Origin of the sequence: Janthinobacterium sp. SUN100 (genome assembly GCF_030397705.1) — a bacterium.
Classification (GTDB): domain Bacteria; phylum Pseudomonadota; class Gammaproteobacteria; order Burkholderiales; family Burkholderiaceae_D; genus Janthinobacterium; species Janthinobacterium kumbetense.
The window spans coordinates 261,493-281,332 of record NZ_JAPUBU010000003.1; the positions used below are offsets into that span (position 1 = coordinate 261,493).

Annotated in this window: 33 protein-coding genes; 1 reads left to right on the forward strand and 32 read right to left on the reverse strand. The window is 56.3% G+C overall.

Annotated elements, in window-relative coordinates:
• Nucleotides 1-43 precede the first annotated feature (43 nt).
• Both O0881_RS17650 and O0881_RS17655 read right to left on the reverse strand, forming a co-directional pair.
• Entirely contained in the window at nt 44-1,402 is a 1,359-nt protein-coding gene (locus O0881_RS17650; protein ID WP_099665736.1) for an ATP-binding protein, read from the reverse strand.
• Nucleotides 1,399-2,127, reverse strand: coding sequence for a response regulator (locus O0881_RS17655; protein WP_034753223.1), 729 nt, complete (start codon nt 2,125-2,127; stop codon nt 1,399-1,401). Before O0881_RS17655 ends, O0881_RS17650 begins: the two co-directional genes overlap by 4 nt.
• 186 nt (nt 2,128-2,313) lie before the next feature.
• Here O0881_RS17655 and O0881_RS17660 point away from each other — a divergent pair, with 186 nt between their 5' ends.
• Nucleotides 2,314-2,847, forward strand: coding sequence for a Spy/CpxP family protein refolding chaperone (locus tag O0881_RS17660; RefSeq protein ID WP_289905793.1), 534 nt, complete (start codon nt 2,314-2,316; stop codon nt 2,845-2,847).
• 71 nt (nt 2,848-2,918) lie between these two features.
• Here O0881_RS17660 and dsbD read toward each other — a convergent pair whose 3' ends face one another.
• From dsbD to O0881_RS17810, 30 genes are all read right to left on the reverse strand, one after another.
• The gene (gene dsbD / locus O0881_RS17665; protein WP_289912648.1) at nt 2,919-4,793 is read right to left on the reverse strand and encodes a protein-disulfide reductase DsbD; all 1,875 of its coding nucleotides are present in this window, start codon (nt 4,791-4,793) and stop codon (nt 2,919-2,921) included.
• A 248-nt stretch (nt 4,794-5,041) separates the two neighbouring features.
• Nucleotides 5,042-5,434: a 50S ribosomal protein L17 gene (rplQ, locus tag O0881_RS17670; protein WP_034753219.1), complete on the reverse strand. Its 393-nt coding sequence runs from the start codon at nt 5,432-5,434 to the stop codon at nt 5,042-5,044.
• Nucleotides 5,435-5,567: 133 nt separating this feature from the next.
• On the reverse strand, nt 5,568-6,545 hold the full coding sequence (rpoA, locus tag O0881_RS17675; RefSeq protein ID WP_008444343.1) for a DNA-directed RNA polymerase subunit alpha: 978 nt from the start codon (nt 6,543-6,545) through the stop codon (nt 5,568-5,570).
• Nucleotides 6,546-6,651: 106 nt separating this feature from the next.
• Entirely contained in the window at nt 6,652-7,275 is a 624-nt protein-coding gene (gene rpsD / locus O0881_RS17680; RefSeq protein WP_010394478.1) for a 30S ribosomal protein S4, read from the reverse strand.
• A 258-nt stretch (nt 7,276-7,533) separates the two neighbouring features.
• The gene (rpsK, locus tag O0881_RS17685) at nt 7,534-7,938 is read right to left on the reverse strand and encodes a 30S ribosomal protein S11 (protein WP_010394475.1); all 405 of its coding nucleotides are present in this window, start codon (nt 7,936-7,938) and stop codon (nt 7,534-7,536) included.
• A 17-nt stretch (nt 7,939-7,955) separates the two neighbouring features.
• On the reverse strand, nt 7,956-8,321 hold the full coding sequence (rpsM, locus tag O0881_RS17690; protein ID WP_046681666.1) for a 30S ribosomal protein S13: 366 nt from the start codon (nt 8,319-8,321) through the stop codon (nt 7,956-7,958).
• 14 nt (nt 8,322-8,335) lie between these two features.
• Nucleotides 8,336-8,449: a 50S ribosomal protein L36 gene (rpmJ, locus tag O0881_RS17695; RefSeq protein WP_010394471.1), complete on the reverse strand. Its 114-nt coding sequence runs from the start codon at nt 8,447-8,449 to the stop codon at nt 8,336-8,338.
• Between the two features lie 42 nt (nt 8,450-8,491).
• Entirely contained in the window at nt 8,492-8,710 is a 219-nt protein-coding gene (gene infA / locus O0881_RS17700) for a translation initiation factor IF-1 (RefSeq protein ID WP_005663428.1), read from the reverse strand.
• Between the two features lie 18 nt (nt 8,711-8,728).
• Nucleotides 8,729-10,063 (reverse strand): preprotein translocase subunit SecY, encoded by a 1,335-nt coding sequence (gene secY / locus O0881_RS17705; RefSeq protein WP_010394438.1) that lies wholly within the window; start codon nt 10,061-10,063, stop codon nt 8,729-8,731.
• Nucleotides 10,064-10,095: 32 nt separating this feature from the next.
• The gene (rplO, locus tag O0881_RS17710) at nt 10,096-10,527 is read right to left on the reverse strand and encodes a 50S ribosomal protein L15 (protein ID WP_034753211.1); all 432 of its coding nucleotides are present in this window, start codon (nt 10,525-10,527) and stop codon (nt 10,096-10,098) included.
• Between the two features lie 30 nt (nt 10,528-10,557).
• Nucleotides 10,558-10,737, reverse strand: a complete 180-nt coding sequence (gene rpmD / locus O0881_RS17715; protein ID WP_010394435.1) for a 50S ribosomal protein L30 — start codon at nt 10,735-10,737, stop codon at nt 10,558-10,560.
• Nucleotides 10,738-10,747: 10 nt separating this feature from the next.
• A complete protein-coding gene (gene rpsE / locus O0881_RS17720) occupies nt 10,748-11,266 on the reverse strand; it encodes a 30S ribosomal protein S5 (RefSeq protein WP_010394433.1) in 519 nt (172 codons plus the stop codon).
• Between the two features lie 9 nt (nt 11,267-11,275).
• Nucleotides 11,276-11,638 carry a 50S ribosomal protein L18 gene (gene rplR, locus O0881_RS17725; RefSeq protein WP_010394431.1) on the reverse strand — a complete coding sequence of 121 codons (363 nt, stop codon included), beginning with the start codon at nt 11,636-11,638 and terminating at the stop codon, nt 11,276-11,278.
• Nucleotides 11,639-11,651: 13 nt separating this feature from the next.
• Complete coding sequence (rplF, locus tag O0881_RS17730) at nt 11,652-12,185, reverse strand: 50S ribosomal protein L6 (protein ID WP_034778281.1); 534 nt, start codon at nt 12,183-12,185, stop codon at nt 11,652-11,654.
• A 10-nt stretch (nt 12,186-12,195) separates the two neighbouring features.
• Entirely contained in the window at nt 12,196-12,591 is a 396-nt protein-coding gene (gene rpsH, locus O0881_RS17735; protein WP_034753208.1) for a 30S ribosomal protein S8, read from the reverse strand.
• Nucleotides 12,592-12,605: 14 nt separating this feature from the next.
• Entirely contained in the window at nt 12,606-12,911 is a 306-nt protein-coding gene (rpsN, locus tag O0881_RS17740; protein WP_010394423.1) for a 30S ribosomal protein S14, read from the reverse strand.
• Nucleotides 12,912-12,913: 2 nt separating this feature from the next.
• Nucleotides 12,914-13,453 (reverse strand): 50S ribosomal protein L5, encoded by a 540-nt coding sequence (gene rplE / locus O0881_RS17745; RefSeq protein WP_010394421.1) that lies wholly within the window; start codon nt 13,451-13,453, stop codon nt 12,914-12,916.
• 6 nt (nt 13,454-13,459) lie between these two features.
• The gene (rplX, locus tag O0881_RS17750) at nt 13,460-13,774 is read right to left on the reverse strand and encodes a 50S ribosomal protein L24 (protein ID WP_034753204.1); all 315 of its coding nucleotides are present in this window, start codon (nt 13,772-13,774) and stop codon (nt 13,460-13,462) included.
• A gap of 9 nt (nt 13,775-13,783) precedes the next feature.
• Nucleotides 13,784-14,152: a 50S ribosomal protein L14 gene (gene rplN / locus O0881_RS17755; RefSeq protein ID WP_008444317.1), complete on the reverse strand. Its 369-nt coding sequence runs from the start codon at nt 14,150-14,152 to the stop codon at nt 13,784-13,786.
• A 253-nt stretch (nt 14,153-14,405) separates the two neighbouring features.
• Complete coding sequence (rpsQ, locus tag O0881_RS17760; RefSeq protein ID WP_010394415.1) at nt 14,406-14,678, reverse strand: 30S ribosomal protein S17; 273 nt, start codon at nt 14,676-14,678, stop codon at nt 14,406-14,408.
• On the reverse strand, nt 14,675-14,866 hold the full coding sequence (gene rpmC, locus O0881_RS17765) for a 50S ribosomal protein L29 (RefSeq protein WP_010394412.1): 192 nt from the start codon (nt 14,864-14,866) through the stop codon (nt 14,675-14,677). The genes rpsQ and rpmC overlap by 4 nt, the downstream gene beginning before the upstream one ends.
• A 12-nt stretch (nt 14,867-14,878) precedes the next feature.
• Nucleotides 14,879-15,298 carry a 50S ribosomal protein L16 gene (gene rplP / locus O0881_RS17770; RefSeq protein WP_034753201.1) on the reverse strand — a complete coding sequence of 140 codons (420 nt, stop codon included), beginning with the start codon at nt 15,296-15,298 and terminating at the stop codon, nt 14,879-14,881.
• Between the two features lie 2 nt (nt 15,299-15,300).
• A complete protein-coding gene (gene rpsC, locus O0881_RS17775) occupies nt 15,301-16,125 on the reverse strand; it encodes a 30S ribosomal protein S3 (RefSeq protein WP_034753199.1) in 825 nt (274 codons plus the stop codon).
• Between the two features lie 9 nt (nt 16,126-16,134).
• Nucleotides 16,135-16,467 (reverse strand): 50S ribosomal protein L22, encoded by a 333-nt coding sequence (gene rplV, locus O0881_RS17780; protein ID WP_170840583.1) that lies wholly within the window; start codon nt 16,465-16,467, stop codon nt 16,135-16,137.
• Nucleotides 16,464-16,739 (reverse strand): 30S ribosomal protein S19, encoded by a 276-nt coding sequence (gene rpsS / locus O0881_RS17785; RefSeq protein WP_008444295.1) that lies wholly within the window; start codon nt 16,737-16,739, stop codon nt 16,464-16,466. Before rpsS ends, rplV begins: the two co-directional genes overlap by 4 nt.
• A 10-nt stretch (nt 16,740-16,749) precedes the next feature.
• Nucleotides 16,750-17,577 (reverse strand): 50S ribosomal protein L2, encoded by an 828-nt coding sequence (rplB, locus tag O0881_RS17790; RefSeq protein WP_034753198.1) that lies wholly within the window; start codon nt 17,575-17,577, stop codon nt 16,750-16,752.
• Nucleotides 17,577-17,894 (reverse strand): 50S ribosomal protein L23, encoded by a 318-nt coding sequence (gene rplW / locus O0881_RS17795; RefSeq protein WP_010394398.1) that lies wholly within the window; start codon nt 17,892-17,894, stop codon nt 17,577-17,579. The genes rplB and rplW overlap by 1 nt, the downstream gene beginning before the upstream one ends.
• Nucleotides 17,891-18,511 (reverse strand): 50S ribosomal protein L4, encoded by a 621-nt coding sequence (rplD, locus tag O0881_RS17800; protein WP_034753197.1) that lies wholly within the window; start codon nt 18,509-18,511, stop codon nt 17,891-17,893. Before rplD ends, rplW begins: the two co-directional genes overlap by 4 nt.
• 3 nt (nt 18,512-18,514) lie before the next feature.
• Nucleotides 18,515-19,171, reverse strand: a complete 657-nt coding sequence (gene rplC, locus O0881_RS17805; RefSeq protein ID WP_010394393.1) for a 50S ribosomal protein L3 — start codon at nt 19,169-19,171, stop codon at nt 18,515-18,517.
• A gap of 366 nt (nt 19,172-19,537) precedes the next feature.
• The gene (locus O0881_RS17810) at nt 19,538-19,726 is read right to left on the reverse strand and encodes a hypothetical protein (RefSeq protein WP_289912398.1); all 189 of its coding nucleotides are present in this window, start codon (nt 19,724-19,726) and stop codon (nt 19,538-19,540) included.
• Between the last annotated feature and the right edge of the window lie 114 nt (nt 19,727-19,840).

The following is a 19,840-nucleotide window of genomic DNA, read 5'->3' on the forward strand; positions in this document are numbered from 1 at the left end:
TTGCCAGGGGGGCATAAAGCACAATATTGTCGCACGGAAATGCTCACTTTCCTGCGTAATACTCAGGCACGATCAGGGTGACTTCCAGTCCACCGTCGACATGATTGAGCAGTGAAACCGTGGCGCCATGCTGTTCGGCGATATTGCGCGCGATGGTCAAGCCCAGGCCCGTGCCGCCCGATTCGCGCGAACGCGAAGTCTCGATGCGGTAAAACGGTTCGAACACTTTAGCCAATTGATCTGGCGCAATGCCTGGCCCCCCGTCTCGGATGCGGATGCGCGCGGCACCCGGGATGCGCTCGACGGCAACTTGCGCGTACAGGCCATATTTGACGGCATTGTCGATCAAGTTCACCAGGCAGCGCCGCATGGCGATCGGACGCGCCATCAAGGCCATGCCTGCCTGCCCATTCAGGGTGACTTTCTGGCCGGCATCAGCTGCGTCGGAACAGACGCTATCCAACAGGGAATCGAGATCCAGCGCCTGCATCGCTTCCGTGCTATCCATCGAACGGGCCAGATCCAGCCCTTCCTTGACCATGCTCTGCATGGCCGACAAATCGCCCACGAGGCGGTCATACAATTCCGTATCGGCCACTTTTTCCAGGCGCAAACGCAAGCGCGTCAGCGGCGTCTGCAAGTCGTGCGTGATGGCTGCCAGCATTTGTGTGCGCTGGGAAATATGCTGGCGGATGCGCGCCTGCATGGCATTGAAGGCGGCGCTGGCCTGGCGGATCTCGCTGGCGCCCGACAGGGTCAGCGGCGGATGGTTGATATCGTTGCCCAGGTCTTTCGCCGCCTGCGCCAGTTGCTTGAGCGGGCGCATGGTCATGCGCGTGACCAGGTAGGCGAGGATGGCGATGCTGATCAGGAAAGGCAGCAAGGTCATCCAGTCGTTGTGTTCGTTGAACGGCGGCTGCTGGCGCGGCGGCAAAACCATCAGGCGCAGCACGTGGCCATCCTGCATGCGCACATCGAGGTTTTCGCACGTGCCGCCCCATGGCTTGGCGGCAAACATGCCCGGCGTCTGGCGCGGTTTGACACAGGCGGCCGGGCGTTCGGCCAGCGCGCTGACCTTGAAACCTTCGCCCAGCTTGGCTTGCAGCGCGGTGGAAAACTCCGTCGGCGCGCCGGGCGTATGTTCCGTTTCAGGACGCAGTTCCAGGCGCACGCTGCCCTTGTTGGCCACTTTCAGGTAGGCGGCGCGCGAGGCCAGCGGCACCACGTCGGCCGCCATCACCAGCTGCTCGGCCCGCTCGACGGCGTGGTAGTCGCGGTATTGCTCGATGGCGCGCTGGCGTTCGCCCACGGCCAGCCACTGCGTCAGCGCGGCCGATGCGACGATGCCGATCAGCAGGAACATGAAGACGCGGCCCGTCATCGACCCCAGGAAGGCCTTCACGCGTGCGGCTCCACATTGACCTGGCCGGCCAGCACGTAGCCGCCGTTGCGCACGGTCTTGATGATTTGCGGCAAGCGGGCATCTTCACCGAGCTTTTGCCGCAGGCGGCTGATCTGGATATCGATCGAGCGGTCGAACGGGTCGGCGTCGCGCCCCTGCGTCAGGTTCAGCAGCTGGTCGCGGTTGAGCACGCGGTTCGGGTGTTCCAGGAACACGCGCAGCAAGCGGAACTCCGCCCCCGACAACATGATCACGAGGCCACTGGGATTGAGCAGGTGGCGCGCCGTCAAGTCCAGGGTCCAGCCGGAAAAGCGGATTTGCTGCGCCTTGTCCGAAGGCACGTTCGACGGCATGGCATGGCTGCGGCGCAGCACGCTGCGTATGCGCGCCAGCAATTCGCGCGGTTCGAACGGTTTCGGCAAGTAATCGTCGGCGCCCATTTCCAGGCCCAGGATGCGGTCCAGCGGCTCATTGCGCGCCGTCAACATGATCACCGGCACCGTCGATTGGGCGCGCAGCTTGCGGCACAGGGTCAGGCCATCGTCGCCGGGCAGGTTCAAGTCCAGCACGATCAAGTCGGGCCGCGTTTCGTCGAGGATTTTCCACATGGCCGTGCCATCTGCCGCGCCCAGGGTGCGGTAGGCGTTCGTTTCCAGGTAGTCCGCCAGCAAGCTGCGGATATCGCGGTCATCGTCGACGATGAGAATTGTAGAAGTGGGTTCCATGGTACGAATTATCCCCACTTCCCCCGGCCTTGCACAGCGCATTTGTATCGTCTTGTATATAGGAGACCCGAAGAAACATATAGATACAAACTGTCTGGCAGCGGACACTTCGGGGAAACATGGCGCGTCCAACATGGATTCATGTGCAGCAACATGTACATCCCTCACTTTTACAAAGGAATCCAGATGAACGCCTCAATGACAACCTTGCGCAAGAATTTGATCATCGCCATGAGCGTACTCGGCATGGGTGCGGCATCGCTGACCGTCCACGCCCAGGAAGCGGCCGCCAGCGCGCCTGCCGCCAGCACCAAGATGCAACATGAAGGCCACCGCGGCGGCAACCCGGCCGAGCGCATGGCCAAGTACCAGGCCCGCCTGCACGACAAACTGAAGCTGACGGCCGCGCAGGAACCGGCCTGGGCCACTTTCACGGCCGCCAATGCGCCGAAAAAACCGATGGGCGATTGGAAAGCCAAGCGCGAAGCGATGGCCAAGCTGTCGGCGCCGGAACGCATGGAGCAATGGATCGCCATGTCGAAGGAGCGCATCGCGAACCAAGAAAGCCGCCTGGCCTCGCTGAAAACCTTTTATGCCGTGCTGACCCCGGAGCAAAAGAAAGTGTTTGACGACAGCGTGCCTGGCGGCAAGCACGGCGGCCACCGCGGTGGGCACCATGGCGGTCACGACGGCATGCAGCAGCATCCCAAAGCCGGCTAAGTTGTAGCGGGTGCAAACACAGAAAAAGCCTGCAATGCAGGCTTTTTCTTATTGGCGAGACAAGTGACCGCTTACTGCCCGTCGAGCTTGCGCAACGAGGTCAGGAAGGTGGCGGCGTTCTGGAAGCCGATCACGCGCGACTGGGCGATTTCCTGCCCTTGCGGGTTGAACATGATGATGCCCGGCGGGCCGAACAGCTGAAAACGTTTCAGCATGGCCTTGTCGTCAGCATCATTGGCCGTCACGTCCACTTGCAGCAGCACGGCTTGCCCCATCTTCTCGCGCACGGCGGGATCGACGAAGGTCAGTTTTTCCATTTCGATGCAGGACACGCACCAGTCCGCATAAAAGTCCAGCAGGGCCGGCTTGCCGTTCAACTGCGCCAGCGCCGCATCGAGCTGCGCCACGGTCTTTACGCGCATAAACGGCTGCGCGTGCACTTGCCCACCGCCGAGGTGGGCCAGCGGCGCAAGCGGATCGCGGCCACCGCTGGCCACGCCCACCAGTTGCATCGCGCCCAGCACGGCAAACACGAGGCCGAATGCCTTGGCAATCCAGGCGTTCTTCGCGCCGCTCTTGCCCACCAGCAAATACATGCCGTAGCCGACGAACAGCACCGTCCAGCCCAGCATCTGCACGGCGCCCGGCAGCACGGGCGAGACCAGCCACCAGGCCACGCCCAGTTGCAGTACGCCAAAGAAGCGCTTGACGGCATCCATCCAGGCGCCGGCGCGGGGCAGCAAGGTGCCGGCCGACACGCCGACCAACAGCAGAGGTACGCTCATGCCCACCGCCATGGCAAACAAGGCGCTGCCGCCGATGACGACGTCGCGCGTCTGGCTGATGTATAGCAAGGCGCCGGCCAGCGGCGCGGCCACGCAGGGCCCCACGATCAGGGCGGAAATGGCGCCCATGACGAACACGCCCGCCAGGCGGCCCGACGATTGCTGGTTCGACACGGACGTCAGCTTGCCTTGCAGGAAAGCCGGCACTTGCAGCTCATACAAGCCGAACATCGACAGCGCCAGGCCCGCCATCAGCAGGGCAAAGAAGCCCAGCACCCACGGGTTTTGCAGCTGGGCCGCCAAGCCTTCGCCTGCCAGGCCGGCCGCCACGCCCAGCGCCGTGTAGACGATGGCCATGCCCAGCGCGTACGTCAGCGACAGCAGCAAGCCGCGCGAACGGCTGACCTTGGCGCCATCGCCGATGATGATCGACGACAAAATCGGCACCATCGGCAGCACGCACGGCGTAAATGCCAGGCCCAGGCCCAGCAGCATGAACAGGGGCACGATGACGAGCAGCTTGCCGCCCTTCAGGGCCGCTTCGATCTTGCCCGTCTCGCTTTGCGCGGGCGCAGGGCTGGCCGCCACAGGCGCTGCTGCTACCGGCTCGGGCGTGCTGGTGATATCGGCCTGGGGAATGCTCATCACGGACACGCCAGGCGACGCCTGCGCCTGCGGGCCGTTGACGGCGGCCGTGTCGACTGCCGGCGCGGCCGGCAAGGCGAATTTCGACGGCAAGCCGCCCGGCGCCATGCTCTGGCCGCCGCCACCGCCCACCAGCTGGGCCGTGGCATCCTGCGGCGCATAGCACAGGCCCTTGTCCGAACAGCCCTGGCCCGTCGCCTTCAGGGTGAACGCGCCACCCGCTTCCACGGAAATGGTGATGGTGAGGGTCTTGCGGAAGGTTTCCACGTTCTTCTGGAAAGTGTCGTCGAACTTGACCTTGCCCTTCGGATACACGGGCGTACCCAGCTTGGCGCCCACGGCTTCGAACTTGAAGCGCTCGTGGTACATATAGTAGCCATCTGCAATCACATACGTGACGGCGATGGTGGACGGATCCTGCATGCGGGCGGAAAATTTAAACGCCAGCTCGGGGTCGAGGAATTCATCGTCGGCGCGGGCATGATTGCTGCCAAAGACGGCCATGGCCAGCAGCATACAGGTGGCAAGCCAGATCAGCAGTTGATGTAGGGGAGCGGCGCGCGCGGTGGCGCTGGAAGGGAAACGGGACATGAACAACCTTTTTCTGCGGCATCAGCTGTGCCATTCGACAAGAGTCGCGCGGAGCAGGCAGCGCTTGTGCCGGGCCGGCGCGAAAGAAGAATAGTACACCGCAGCAAGGATAGCTGCAGCAGAAAACAAAAAAGCCAGGCTAGGCCTGGCTTTCTTAGATGCAATTACTGGGATTACTCGCCAGCAACTTCAACTGCTTCGGTCGTATCTGGACGATCCATCAGTTCAACGAACGCCATAGGAGCGTTATCGCCGACGCGGAAACCCATTTTCAGGATACGTACATAACCACCGTTACGGTTGGCGAAACGTGGGCCCAGTTCAGCGAACAGTTTGACGACCATTTCACGGTCGCGCAGGCGGTTGAAGGCCAGACGCTTGTTTGCCAGGGAGTCGGTTTTGCCCAGGGTCAGAATTGGCTCGACAACGCGGCGCAGTTCTTTTGCTTTTGGCAGGGTGGTTTTGATCGCTTCGTGACGCAGCAGCGATACTGTCATGTTGCGCAGCATTGCCAGACGGTGGGACGAGGTACGATTCAGTTTACGGAGGCCGTGACCGTGACGCATGATAAATCCTTTCGGTGAGTGTTTAAATTCCAGCTCTTCGATCAATGAGGCAGAAGCTTCATCGCGGGCCGGTTTGGTGCTACAAAATAAAAGCCTGGGACACCTGTCCCAGGCAGTTTGCTACAACTACGAATTACTTTTCCAGGCCGGCAGGCGGCCAGTTTTCCAGCTTCATGCCCAAGGTCAAGCCGCGCGATGCCAGCACTTCCTTGATTTCGTTCAGGGACTTGCGGCCCAGGTTTGGCGTTTTCAGCAGTTCGTTTTCCGAACGTTGGATCAGGTCGCCGATGTAGTAGATGTTTTCCGCTTTCAGGCAGTTCGCCGAACGCACGGTCAACTCCAGGTCGTCGACTGGACGCAACAGGATAGGATCGACCAGCGGAGCGCGCGATGGCGCTTCGGCGGCGGCTTCCGTGCCTTCCAGGGCAGCGAACACATTCAACTGGTCCACCAGGACGCGGGCCGACTGGCGGATCGCTTCTTCCGGCGAGATCACGCCGTTGGTTTCGATGTTGATGATCAGCTTGTCCAGGTCGGTACGCTGTTCAACGCGGGCCGATTCAACGAAGTACGATACACGGCGCACTGGCGAGAACGACGCATCCAGAATGATGCGGCCGATGGTCTTGTTCGTGTCTTCCGACAGACGACGCACGTTACCAGGAACGTAGCCGCGGCCTTTTTCAACCTTGATCTGCATGTCCAGCTTGCCACCAGCGGTCAGGTGGGCGATCACGTGGTCAGGGTTGATCAGTTCGACGTCATGCGGCAGGTCGATATCGGAGGCCAGGATCGCGCCTTCACCTTCTTTTTTCAGGGTCAGGGTTACCGAATCGCGGTTGTGGACTTTGAAAACCACACCCTTCAAGTTCAGTAACAGATCGACGACGTCTTCTTGCACGCCATCGAGGGAGGAATATTCGTGGACGACGCCGGCGATCGTCACTTCGGTCGGCGCGTAGCCTACCATCGACGACAGCAGAACGCGGCGCAACGCGTTACCCAATGTGTGGCCATAGCCGCGCTCGAACGGTTCCATCACGACCTTGGCGTGACCTGCACCGAGAGCTTCAACATCGATAATACGTGGCTTCAACAAACTGTTTTGCATGAAATGTCCTTTTCAATACCCTCGGCTCATTACACCGATAAGGCTGATGGCATTAGTAAAACGCCCACTCAAGAAAGTGAGTGGGCGGGAGTCTTGCTAACTACTATTAACGCGAGTACAGCTCGACGATCAGCGATTCGTTGACGTCGTTAGCGATTTCGTTACGCTCTGGCAGGGACTTGAAGGTGCCTTCCATTTTCTTGGCATCAACCGAAACCCAGCTAGGCATACCAACTTGTTCAGCCAGCGACAGTGCTTCAACGATACGCACTTGCTTTTTCGATTTTTCACGAACAGCAACGATGTCGCCAACTTTGACTGCGTACGAAGCGATGTTCACAACGATACCGTTCACGGTGAACGCTTTGTGGCTGACCAATTGACGCGCTTCAGCGCGGGTCGAGCCAAAGCCCATGCGGTAGCAAACGTTGTCCAGACGCGTTTCCAGCAACTTCAACAGCGTTTCGCCGGTGTTGCCTTTACGACGGTCTGCTTCAGCGAAGTAGCGGCGGAATTGACGTTCCAGCACGCCGTACATGCGCTTGACTTTTTGCTTTTCGCGCAGTTGGTTACCGTAGTCCGAGGTGCGGGCGCCGGATTTGACACCGTGCTGGCCTGGCTTGACGTCCAGTTTGCACTTGCTGTCCAGCGAGCGACGTGCGCTCTTCAGGAACAGGTCTGTACCTTCACGGCGGGAAAGTTTTGCTTTAGGTCCGATATAACGTGCCACGATACTTCCTTTTTTTAAATGATAACGCCCCAGCCACATGCATGATCAAACACACTGATGCGGTTAGGCGCTAGTCTGATTTGGTTTCAATCAGACGGTGGCTGAAAACGAAAAACCCGTCAAACAGAATTTGACAGGCAAGAACAGCCGGGCAGTATAACCGTTTCCGGCTCCCTGCTCCAGCGTTTTCACACAACTGTACTGAGTTACAACAGACAGCAAAGCAGCTGGCGCCGAAGCGCCCTCTGCAACACTATCTTAGATACGACGACGTTTCGGTGGACGGCAACCGTTGTGCGGTACCGGCGTCACGTCCTGGATCTCGGTGATCTTGATGCCCAGGTTGTTCAGCGCGCGAACGGCGGATTCACGACCAGGACCTGGGCCCTTGATACGTACTTCCAGGTTCTTCACGCCACACTCAACAGCCACTTTACCAGCGGCTTCCGCGGCGACCTGCGCTGCGAATGGGGTCGATTTACGCGAACCCTTGAAGCCTGCACCGCCGGAGGTAGCCCACGACAAGGCATTGCCTTGACGATCGGTGATGGTAATGATGGTGTTATTGAACGAAGCGTGGACATGTGCGATGCCTTCAGCGACGTTCTTTTTAACTTTTTTACGCACGCGTGCTGATGCGGCGTTATTTTGCGACTTAGCCATAATTATTCCCTAGCGGATTATTTTTTCAGCGATTGAGCGGCTTTACGCGGTCCCTTGCGGGTACGTGCGTTCGTACGCGTACGCTGGCCACGGCAAGGCAGACCCTTACGATGACGCATGCCGCGGTAGCAACCCAGATCCATCAAACGCTTGATGTTCATGGACAGTTCACGACGCAGATCGCCTTCGACGATGAATTTACCTACTTCATCGCGCAGCTTTTCCAGTTCGCTGTCATCCAGATCTTTGATCTTTTTGTTGGTTGCTACACCGGTCGATGCACAGATTTTCTCTGCGCGTGGACGGCCCACACCGTAGATGGCCGTCAGGCCGATAACGGTATGCTGATGATTTGGGATATTAACCCCTGCAATACGTGCCATTTGTTATTCCTCGATTAACCTTGACGCTGCTTGTGACGTGGTTCCACGCAGATAACGCGGACTACGCCTTTGCGCTTGATGATCTTGCAGTTGCGGCAGATCCGCTTGACTGATGCGAGAACTTTCATTTTTGGGCTCTTTCTTTCGCTTCTTTGGTTTGATTCAGTGTGTTACTTGGTACGGAACACAATGCGGGCTCGGCTCAGGTCGTACGGCGTTAACTCCACCGTCACCTTGTCTCCAGGGAGAATGCGAATATAGTTCATCCGCATTTTACCTGAAATATGCCCGAGCACCACGTGTCCGTTCTCCAGCTTCACTCGAAATGTTGCATTTGGGAGATTCTCAAGAATCTCGCCCTGCATCTGTATGACGTCGTCTTTTGCCATTCGGTATGTTTACCGCGCTTAACGCGTCGGAATTCCGCCCTTGAAATTTGCTTTGCGCAGCAGTGAATCATATTGCTGCGACATCACGTAGTTCTGTACTTGCGCCATGAAATCCATGGTGACAACTACAATAATCAATAAAGAAGTACCGCCGAAATAGAATGGTACTTTCCACTGGGCTTGCATAAATTCCGGCAATAAACACACCAGGGTGATGTAGACTGCGCCGGCAAGTGTCAAGCGTGTCAGGATCTTGTCAATGTAACGGGCTGTCTGTTCGCCTGGACGGATCCCGGGAATGAACGCACCGCTTTTCTTCAAGTTATCCGCTGTTTCCTTGCTGTTAAAGACCAGCGCTGTATAGAAGAAACAGAAAAACACGATCGCCACTGCGTACAACAGCGCATGGATAGGCTCACCAGGCCCCATCGATGCTGCCAAATCTTTCAAGAACCGCACCGCAGGGTTAGCGTTGTCGGCGCCCTTTGAAAACCAGTCCACGATAGTGGCCGGGAACAAGATGATCGAAGAAGCAAAGATCGGCGGGATCACGCCGGCCATGTTCAGCTTCAACGGCAAATGGCTGGTTTGACCGCCATAAATCTTGTTGCCTACCTGGCGCTTCGCGTAATTGACCAATATTTTGCGCTGACCACGTTCGACGAATACAACGAAGTACGTTACCAGTGCTACCAGGATCACGATGAAAATCGCGCTGAAGCTGCCGATCGAACCATTCGACACCTGAGTGAACAAGCCACCCAACGCCGACGGCAGACCTGCTGCAATCCCGGCAAAAATGATGATCGAGATGCCATTCCCCAAGCCACGCTCGGTAATTTGCTCACCCAACCACATCAAAAACATTGTTCCGGTCAACAAAGTGACGACCGTCACGAAGCGGAATGCAAGACCAGGTTCCAACACCAGACCAGCTTGCGACTCCAGTGCGACTGCAATGCCTAACGCTTGGAACAGTGCCAGGGCAACCGTGAAATACCGGGTGTACTGGGTGATCTTGCGACGACCTGCTTCGCCTTCTTTTTTCAACGCTTCCATCTGCGGTGACACGATCGACAGCAATTGCATGATGATCGAGGCCGAGATATAAGGCATGATACCCAGCGCAAACACTGTAAAACGAGACAAGGCACCGCCCGAGAACATGTTGAACATGCCCAAGACGCCGCCTTCGTGCTCCTTGAACAGCGAGGCTAATTGTGTCGGGTCAATCCCGGGAACCGGGACGTGAGCACCGATACGATAAACCACCAATGCGCCAAGCAAAAACCAGAGCCGTCCCCAAGGGAAACCGGCCGCTGCACTTTTAGCAAGTTGTGGATTAGTCGCCAATTTTCGCTCCGATCAAGCTGTTAGCGGTCAACTCAGGCTACCGAGCCGCCGGCTGCTTCGATGGCTGCTTTCGCGCCAGCGGACACTTTCAAGCCCTTCAAATTCACCGCTTTGGTGATTTCGCCGGACAAGATCACGCGCACGTCACGGGCCAACACGCCCAGAACGCCAGCTTGCTTCAAGACCAGAATGTCGACATCGCCAACAGCCAGGTTGTTCAGATCGGACAGGCGCACTTCAGCTTTGAAGGTTGCGTGCATCGATTTGAAACCGCGCTTAGGCAGACGGCGTTGCAGAGGCATCTGACCGCCTTCGAAACCGACTTTATGAAAGCCGCCCGAACGCGATTTCTGACCTTTGTGACCACGACCCGAGGTTTTACCCAGGCCGGAGCCGATACCGCGACCGACGCGACGCTTGTAGTGCTTAGCGCCTTCGGCTGGTGCAATAGTATTCAATTCCATGATTTGCTCCGTTCGTGTAAGCCCGAAGGCTTACCCGACAACTTTAACGAGATACGATACTTTATTGATCATGCCGCGTACGGATGGGGTGTCTTGCAATTCGGAAACCGAATTTACACGACGCAGACCCAGACCGCGCACGGTAGCGCGATGCGATTCGCGCGTACCGATCAAGCCCTTGACCAATTGCACTTTGACTGTGTTTGTCATTTTGTCCACCTTAAGCCAGAATGTCTTCGACCGACTTGCCGCGTTTGGCAGCGATATCGGAAGCAGTGCTCATTTTCGACAGGCCGTCCAGCGTAGCGCGTACCAGGTTGTATGGGTTGTTCGAACCGGTGGATTTCGCCACCACGTCCGTCACGCCCATCACTTCGAAGATAGCGCGCATTGCGCCACCAGCGATAACGCCAGTACCAGGCTTAGCTGGGTTCATCAGGACCTTGGAGGCGCCGTGACGACCAACAACCGTGTGATGCAAGGTACCGTTTTTGAGCGGTACTTTGATCAGGTTGCGACGGGCTTCTTCCATTGCCTTCTGCACGCCAACTGGCACTTCTTTCGATTTGCCCTTGCCCATGCCGACGCGGCCATCGCCATCACCAACTACGGTCAGCGCGGCGAAACCCATGATACGACCACCCTTGACCACTTTGGTCACGCGGTTGATCGCGATCATTTTTTCGCGCATGCCATCATCCGGCTTGTCGCTTTGCATTTTTGCTTGCATTTTTGCCATGATTGATCCTTAGAACTTCAGACCGGCTTCGCGTGCGGCTTCTGCCAACGCTTTCACACGGCCGTGGTAACGGAAACCGGAGCGGTCAAACGCAACTTCGGTAATCCCTGCTTTCAACGCTTTTTCAGCGACGCGCTTGCCGATCAAGGCTGCAGCAGCGGCATTGCCGCCTTTGCCGGATTGGCCTGCCAGTTCAGCGCGAACTTCCGCTTCAGCCGTCGAGGCCGAAACCAGGACTTTAGCGTCCGGGCTGATCAGGTTGGCGTAAATGTGCAGGTTGGTGCGATGCACCGACAAGCGATTTACTTTCAATTCCGCAATCTTGATGCGGGTTTGGCGTCCGCGGCGAAGCCGTGATTCTTTCTTATCCATCGTCAGCCCCTAATTACTTCTTCTTGGTTTCTTTAAGCTTAACCACTTCGTCCGCATAGCGAACGCCCTTGCCTTTATAAGGCTCAGGAGCGCGGTAAGCACGAACTTCAGCGGCTACCTGGCCAACCTGTTGACGGTCGATACCTTTAATCAGGATCTCGGTCGGGGTTGGTGTTGCGCAGGTAACGCCAGCTGGCATGTCATGCACTACAGGGTGCGAGAAACCCAGGGACAGATTCAGCTTGTCGCCTTGAGCTTGCGCCTTGTAACCCACGCCTACCAGGTTCAGCTTTTTCTCGAAACCCTTGGTGACGCCAACAACCATGTTGTTGACCAGTGCGCGCAGCGTGCCGGACATGGCATTGGCTTCGCGGCTGTCGTTCGCCACGTCGAAACTCAGGGTTCCTGCATTGTTTTCCACTTTGACCTGGCCGGTGAGGGCCTGGGAAAGTACGCCCAGCGGGCCTTTTACGGTGATCGCTTGTGCGGAGATGGCGACTTCGGCGCCAGCTGGCACTACGATAGGCATTTTAGCTACTCGAGACATGTGTAACTCCTTAAGCCACGTAGCAAATAACTTCGCCGCCGACACCGGTAGCGCGTGCTTTGCGGTCAGTCATGACGCCTTGCGGAGTCGACACGATCGCCACACCCAAGCCATTCATCACAACAGGGATCTCGTCTTTACCCTTGTAGACGCGCAGACCCGGACGGGACACGCGCTCCAAGCGCTCAATGACGGGACGGCCAACATAATACTTCAAACCGATTTTCAGTTCCGCTTTGCCACCAGCTTCGGCAACAGCGAAATCTTCAATGTAACCCTCGTCCTTCAGGACGCTGGCAATCGCAATTTTGACTTTCGACGATGGCATGGCCACGGTCGTCTTTTGCACGCCTTGTGCATTGCGAATGCGGGTCAGCATATCGGCGATAGGATCGCTCATACTCATTGCATATTCTCCTATTACCAGCTTGCTTTTGTCATACCCGGAATTTCACCACGCATGGCGAATTCACGGAGCTTGATACGACCCAGACCGAATTTACGGAATGTGCCGCGCGGACGACCAGTGATGGCGCAACGGTTACGTTGACGCGTCGGATTCGAGTTACGTGGCAGCGCCTGCAATTTCAGGCGAGCTTCGTAGCGCTCTTCTTCCGATTTCGATTGGTCATCGACGATGGCCTTGAGAGCTTCGCGCTTAGGGGCGAATTTCGCCACCAGGTCAGCACGCTTGATCTCACGATTAATCAGTGACAGTTTGGCCATGATCAGTTCCTGAAAGGGAATTTAAAGGCGGCGAGCAAAGCTTTGGCTTCGTCATCGGTCTTAGCGGTTGTCGTGATGCTGATATTCATACCGCGCAACGCGTCAATCTTGTCGTATTCGATTTCAGGGAAAATGATCTGTTCCTTGACACCGATGTTGTAGTTGCCACGACCATCAAATGCACGGCCGTTCACACCACGGAAATCGCGCACGCGCGGCAGAGCCACGGTAATGAAGCGATCCAGGAACTCGTACATGCGAGCGCCGCGCAGGGTGACCATCGTACCGATCGGGTAACCTTCACGGATTTTGAAGCCTGCGATCGCTTTGCGGGACTTGGTGGTCACTGGCTTCTGGCCGGCGATCTTGGTCAAGTCAGCAACTGCGTGCTCGAGAACTTTTTTATCCGCGATAGCCTCACCAACACCCATGTTCAGGGTGATCTTGGTCAGGCGTGGAACTTCCATTACCGACTTGTAACCAAACTTGCTGGTCAGGTCGGCAACGACTTTTTCTTTATAGAATTCTTGGAGACGTGCCATGATTTCTTAAGCCTTCACTACTTCGCCGGAGGATTTAAAGATGCGAACTTTCTTGCCGTCCACTTCTTTGAAACCCACGCGATCTGCCTTGCCAGTCGCTGCATTAAACAATGCAACGTTGGACACGTGAATTGGCATGGTCTTATCGACGATACCACCAGTTACGCCAGTCATCGGGTTTGGCTTAGTCGCTTTTTTAGCGATGTTAATGCCGTCAACCACGATATGTTCAGCATCGATACGCTGCTGTACCACACCACGTTTGCCCTTGTCTTTCCCGGTCAGAACGATGACTTCGTCGTTTTTACGAATCTTATCCATTACGACTCCTTACAGGACTTCCGGTGCCAGGGACACGATTTTCATGAACTTCTCAGTGCGCAGTTCGCGCGTGACAGGTCCAAAAATACGGGTACCGATCGGTTCCAGCTTGGCGTTCAACAGAACGGCGGCATTGCCGTCGAACTTCACCAGGGAACCGTCTTGGCGGCGAACACCTTTAGCGGTGCGCACAACCACGGCGTTATAAATTTCACCTTTTTTGACACGGCCACGTGGCGCAGCAACCTTAACGGTTACCTTGATCACATCGCCAATGCCAGCATAACGGCGCTTGGAGCCGCCCAATACCTTGATGCACATTACTTCTTTGGCACCGGTATTGTCAGCCACTTCGAGCCGGCTTTCAGTTTGAATCATAGTATTCTCTTTCCCAACTTAAGCCGAAGAATCCACACAATGTAGACCCACGGTCAGTCTTGGTCCCGCCAGAGCCGCCCTGCTGGGCTTCACTGTTTGGGTGCATGACCTTCATACATCAACTGACCGCGAATGCTACTGTCTGTGGCCAGACACTTTGCGGCGTTACATGAACGAAGCCCGCAAGTATTACATACAATTTGCGGGCCTGCAAGTACTAATTAAAAGCCACCGCCGAAACGGTGGTTTTTATTTAAACGGTTGGTGCGGCTTGAACCACACGTGTCACCGTCCATGCCTTCGTTTTGGAGATCGGGCGACCTTCCTGGATCTCGACCGTGTCACCGGCCTTGACTTGGTTGGTCTCGTCATGCGCGTGATACTTGTTCGAACGCATGATGATCTTGCCATACAAAGGATGTTTTACGTGGCGCTCGATCAGAACGGTAACGGTCTTGTCCATCTTGTCCGAAACCACTTTACCGATCAGCGTGCGCTTGAGCGACTGTTTCACTGGTTCGTTCATTTGGCTTCCTTCAGATTCATTACCGTCTTCACACGCGCGATATCGCGGCGTACCTTCTTGAGCTGCGAAGTGTTGCTCAGCTGCTGCGTAGCGATTTGCATGCGCAGGCCGAACTGTGCCTTCAACAGGTCATTCAGCTCTTTTTGCAGAGCTGGCTGGTCCTTGCCGCGGAGTTCAGATGCTTTCATATACAACTCCAATTATTGGCCGACTTGGCGGATGACAAACGTCGTCGCCAGTGGCAGTTTAGCGGCGGCAAGACGGAATGCTTCCCGTGCCAGCGCTTCATCAACGCCATCCATTTCGTACAGTACTTTACCTGGCTGAATTTCAGCGACGTAGTACTCAGGATTACCTTTACCGTTACCCATACGGACTTCAGCCGGTTTGTTCGAAATCGGTTTGTCCGGGAAAATACGGATCCAGATACGGCCACCGCGCTTGATGTGACGCGTCATTGCACGACGCGCCGCTTCAATTTGACGCGCAGTGATACGACCGCGCGCAACTGCCTTCAGACCGAATTCGCCAAACGACACGGCGGTGCCGCGGCTGTGCGAAATACCGGTATTACGGCCTTTCTGCTCTTTACGATACTTTCTGCGTGCTGGTTGCAGCATGATTATTCTCCTGCTTTCTCAGCTGGTGCTGCTGCGGCGGCCGGTTTAGCGGCGGTACGCACACGTGCACCTGGTGCTGTGGATGGTTTCGCACCGGCACCGGCTGGACGTGGACGGCCAGCTGGCTTGCCATCGTCACGGCGTGGGCCGCGGCTTTTCTTCTCGTCAGCTGGGGTATCGATGACTGGTGCATCGCCGTTAGGCGCGCGGTCACCTTTGTATACCCACACCTTGACACCGATGATGCCGTAGGTGGTCGACGCTTCGCTGGTACCGTAATCGATATCGGCGCGCAGGGTATGCAGAGGCACGCGGCCTTCGCGGTACCACTCTTTACGTGCGATTTCGATACCGTTCAGACGGCCGGACGACATGATCTTGATACCGAGAGCACCCAGGCGCATTGCATTTTGCATTGCACGCTTCATGGCGCGGCGGAACATGATCCGTTTTTCCAGCTGCTGAGCGATCGAGTCGGCGATCAGTTGCGAGTCGATTTCTGGCTTGCGAATTTCTTCGATGTTCACGTGAACAGGCACGCCCATGATCTTGGTCAGCGCGGACTTCAGTACTTCGATGTCTTCGCCTTTTTTACCAATGACCACGCCTGGACGCGAGCTGTAGATCGTGAAGCGCGCGTTCTTGGCTGGGCGCTCGATAACGATGCGGCCAACGGAAGCGTTCTTCAGTTTCTTTTTCAGGTAAGCACGTGCTTTCAAGTCTTCGTTCAGCATGGCAGCGAAATTACCGTTGCCTGCATACCAGCGCGAAGCCCAGTTACGGGTGACCGCCAGACGGAAACCGGTTGGATGAATTTTCTGACCCATCGTGGCTCCTTAGTTACCGACAGTCACGTAAACGTGACAGGATTGTTTCGAAATACGGTCGCCACGGCCTTTTGCACGCGCGGTGAAGCGCTTCAGGACGGGGCCCTTTTCGACGTAGATCGTTTTCACGAACAATTCGTCGATGTCCGCGCCATCATTGTGCTCGGCATTCGCAATAGCGGATTCCAGAACGCGTTTGATGATCGCAGCACCTTTTTTCGGGCTGAATTGCAAGATGTTGAGTGCAGCGTCAACTTTCTTGCCACGGATCAGGTCAGCAACCAGGCGGCCCTTTTGGTCCGACAGGCGCACACCTTTGAGGATAGCTTTAGTTTCCATTATTTCTTAGCCTTTTTGTCAGCTGCATGGCCCTTGAACGTACGGGTCAGTGCGAATTCGCCGAGCTTGTGACCAACCATGTTTTCGGAAACATAAACCGGCACGTGCAGCTTGCCGTTATGCACCGCGATCGTCAGGCCGATGAAGTCAGGCATGATTGTCGAACGACGCGACCAGGTTTTGATTGGCTTTTTGTCTTTGGCTGCTTGCGCGGCTTCAACTTTTTTCACCAGGTGGGCGTCACAGAACGGCCCTTTTTTCAATGAACGTGTCATGTGCTACCCCTTATTTCTTGCCGCGGCGCGAGACGATCATGGAAGTAGTACGCTTGTTGCTGCGTGTCTTCTTACCCTTAGTCTGTTGGCCCCAAGGCGAAACTGGATGACGACCAGCTGCTGTTTTACCTTCACCACCACCGTGCGGGTGATCGACCGGGTTCATGACCACACCGCGAACGGTAGGACGAACACCGCGCCAGCGCATCGCACCAGCTTTACCGATTTTACGCAGGCTGTGCTCGGCATTGCCGACTTCACCAACCGTTGCACGGCACTCGATGTGCACGCGACGTACTTCGCCCGAGCGCAGACGCACTTGAGCGTAGGTACCTTCACGCGCCATCAGCACAACGCCAGCGCCGGCGGTACGTGCCATTTGGGCACCTTTACCTGGCAGCATTTCGACGCAATGCATCACGGTACCGACTGGGATGTTACGGATTGGCAAGCAGTTACCCGATTTGATCGGTGCTTCCGAACCGTTCATCACGCTGTCGCCAACGGCCATGCCTTTGGTTGCGATGATGTAGTGACGTTCGCCGTCGGCGTAGCACAACAGAGCGATATTCGCGGTGCGGTTTGGATCGTATTCGATACGTTCCACTTTCGCTGGAATACCATCTTTGGTGCGCTTGAAGTCGATCAAGCGATAGTGTTGCTTATGACCACCACCGATATGACGGGTGGTGATGTGACCGTTGTTGTTACGACCAGCGGTCTTGGATTTCTTTTCAACCAGGGCAGCGAACGGACGACCTTTGTACAGGTCGGCATTCACCACCTTTACCATGCCGCGACGGCCTGGCGAGGTTGGTTTCATCTTAACGAGTGCCATTATGCAGCCTCCTCGGAGAAGTTGATTTCCTGGCCAGGCTTCAGGCACACGAAAGCACGCTTGGTATGGTTACGACGACCGTTGAACTTGCCGGTGCGCTTTTGCTTACCTTCGCGGTTTGCAGTTTGCACGGACAGAACTTCAACCTTGAACAGCAGTTCGACCGCTGCCTTGATTTCAGGCTTGGTTGCATCCGGCAGTACGCGGAATACAATTTGCTCGTTCTTTTCCGCGACCATGGTGGCCTTTTCGGAAATCACGGGCGCCAACAGCACCTTCATCAAGCGTTCTTCGCTATGTTTCAAAATCGCGCTCATGCCAGCATCTCCTCAATCTTGGCCAATGCAGCTTTGGTGACCAGGATCTTCTTGTAGAACACCAGGGACATCGGGTCTGCGTGACGTGGCTCAACGACGAGTACGTTAGGCAGGTTGCGCGATGCCAGTTCCAGGTTTTCGTTCAGAACGTCGGTGATGATCAGAACCGAATCAAAGCCCAGGCCGTTCAATTTTTGCGACAGCAGCTTGGTTTTTGGCGCGTCGATCGTCAGATCGTCGATGACGATCAGGCGCTCTTCGCGAGCCAGCTGCGACAGGATCGAGCAGATACCTGCGCGATACATTTTTTTGTTCACTTTGTGGGTGAAGTTTTCGTCAGGCGAGTTCGGGAAAATCCGACCACCGCCGCGCCACAGTGGCGACGACGACATACCAGCACGAGCGCGGCCGGTACCTTTTTGGCGCCATGGCTTTTTCGTCGTGTGGTGAACTTCTTCACGGTCTTTTTGCTTGCGGTTACCACTACGTGCATTCGCTTGATAAGCGATGACGACTTGGTGGATCAGCGCTTCATTGTAGTCACGGCCGAAAATCGTATCGGCTGCAGCAACGTTCGAGGCGGCTTGACCTTGCGCATTCAGAAGCTTGAGTTCCATCGTTTAAGCTCCCTTCTTGGCTTTGGTTTTGATGGCTGGCGAGACAACTACCTGGCCATTTTTCGCACCTGGAATCGCGCCTTTGACCAGCAACAGCTGACGGTCGGCATCGATACGGGCGATCACGAGGTTCTGGATCGTACGGTTAACGTCACCCAGATGACCGGTCATGCGCTTACCAGGGAAAACGCGACCTGGATCTTGCGCCATACCGATGGAACCTGGAACGTTATGCGAACGCGAGTTACCGTGCGTTGCACGGCCAGAAGCGAAGTGGTAACGTTTGATAACGCCTGCATAGCCTTTACCGATGGTAACGCCTTGCACGTCGATCTTTTGACCGACTTCGAACAGGGAAGCAGCGACAACATCGCCAGCTTTCAGTTCAGCGGCTTTAGCAGCGTCAACGCGGAACTCTTTCAACAGAGTACCGGCTTCAACACCAGCTTTAGCGTGATGACCAGCAACAGCTTTGGTCACGCGGGAAGCGCGACGTTGACCGAATGCGACCTGAACAGCGGAGTAACCATCTGTTTCAGGGGTTTTGATTTGCGCAACACGGTTGTTCGATACGTCCAACACGGTGACAGGAATCGAATCCCCTTCATCCGTGAAAATGCGCATCATACCAACCTTGCGACCGAGAAGGCCTAGGCTCATTTTTTCTCCATTCCCACCTGCGATTGGGCGGGGCTTGTTTAACTACAAAGTAACGTAGGACTCAAAAAAGACGAATCCATACCGAAGCCGGCTAGTATATAGCACAAAAACCCTTGACGCAACAAGTTAACACGAGGTATGTCAAAGTGTTGCGCGACGCCCCTGCAGGAGTTGTCGGAGCGCCTGAAAAACCCTGCCATAAGGCAACTTAACGAACGCAAAGCATTGCGGCATGCGGCCTGCCCCACCGGGTGCCCTTGGCGGCAAGTCACTGGCGGCCGCAGAAACAACAAGGGCGCGTACACGGCGTACGCGCCCTCTTTCCCTCATGAATCAGGCTTGGCGTCCCCTTGTGGGCAGCTCAGCTCAGACCTTGCACTGCTCGATGCAATGCTTGTAGATCATCTCGCAGATGGGGCTCGACGCCGAACCGGGCATGCCGCCCGAGCACGTATTGGCCCGAACGGCGCACTCCAGCGTGCAATCATTGCCAGCCATGGCATACGAGGCGCTCATACCCAGCGCAAACAGGAAAGCCATCGTCTTCTTGATCATAGTTCATCTCCGTTTATCAGATGGAAGAACAACCAGGACGACACGCCACCCTCGCACCGCCCCGGGCAGGCGCCGCGGCACCGCCATTACTTAAAAAGCAATGCCAATAGAATA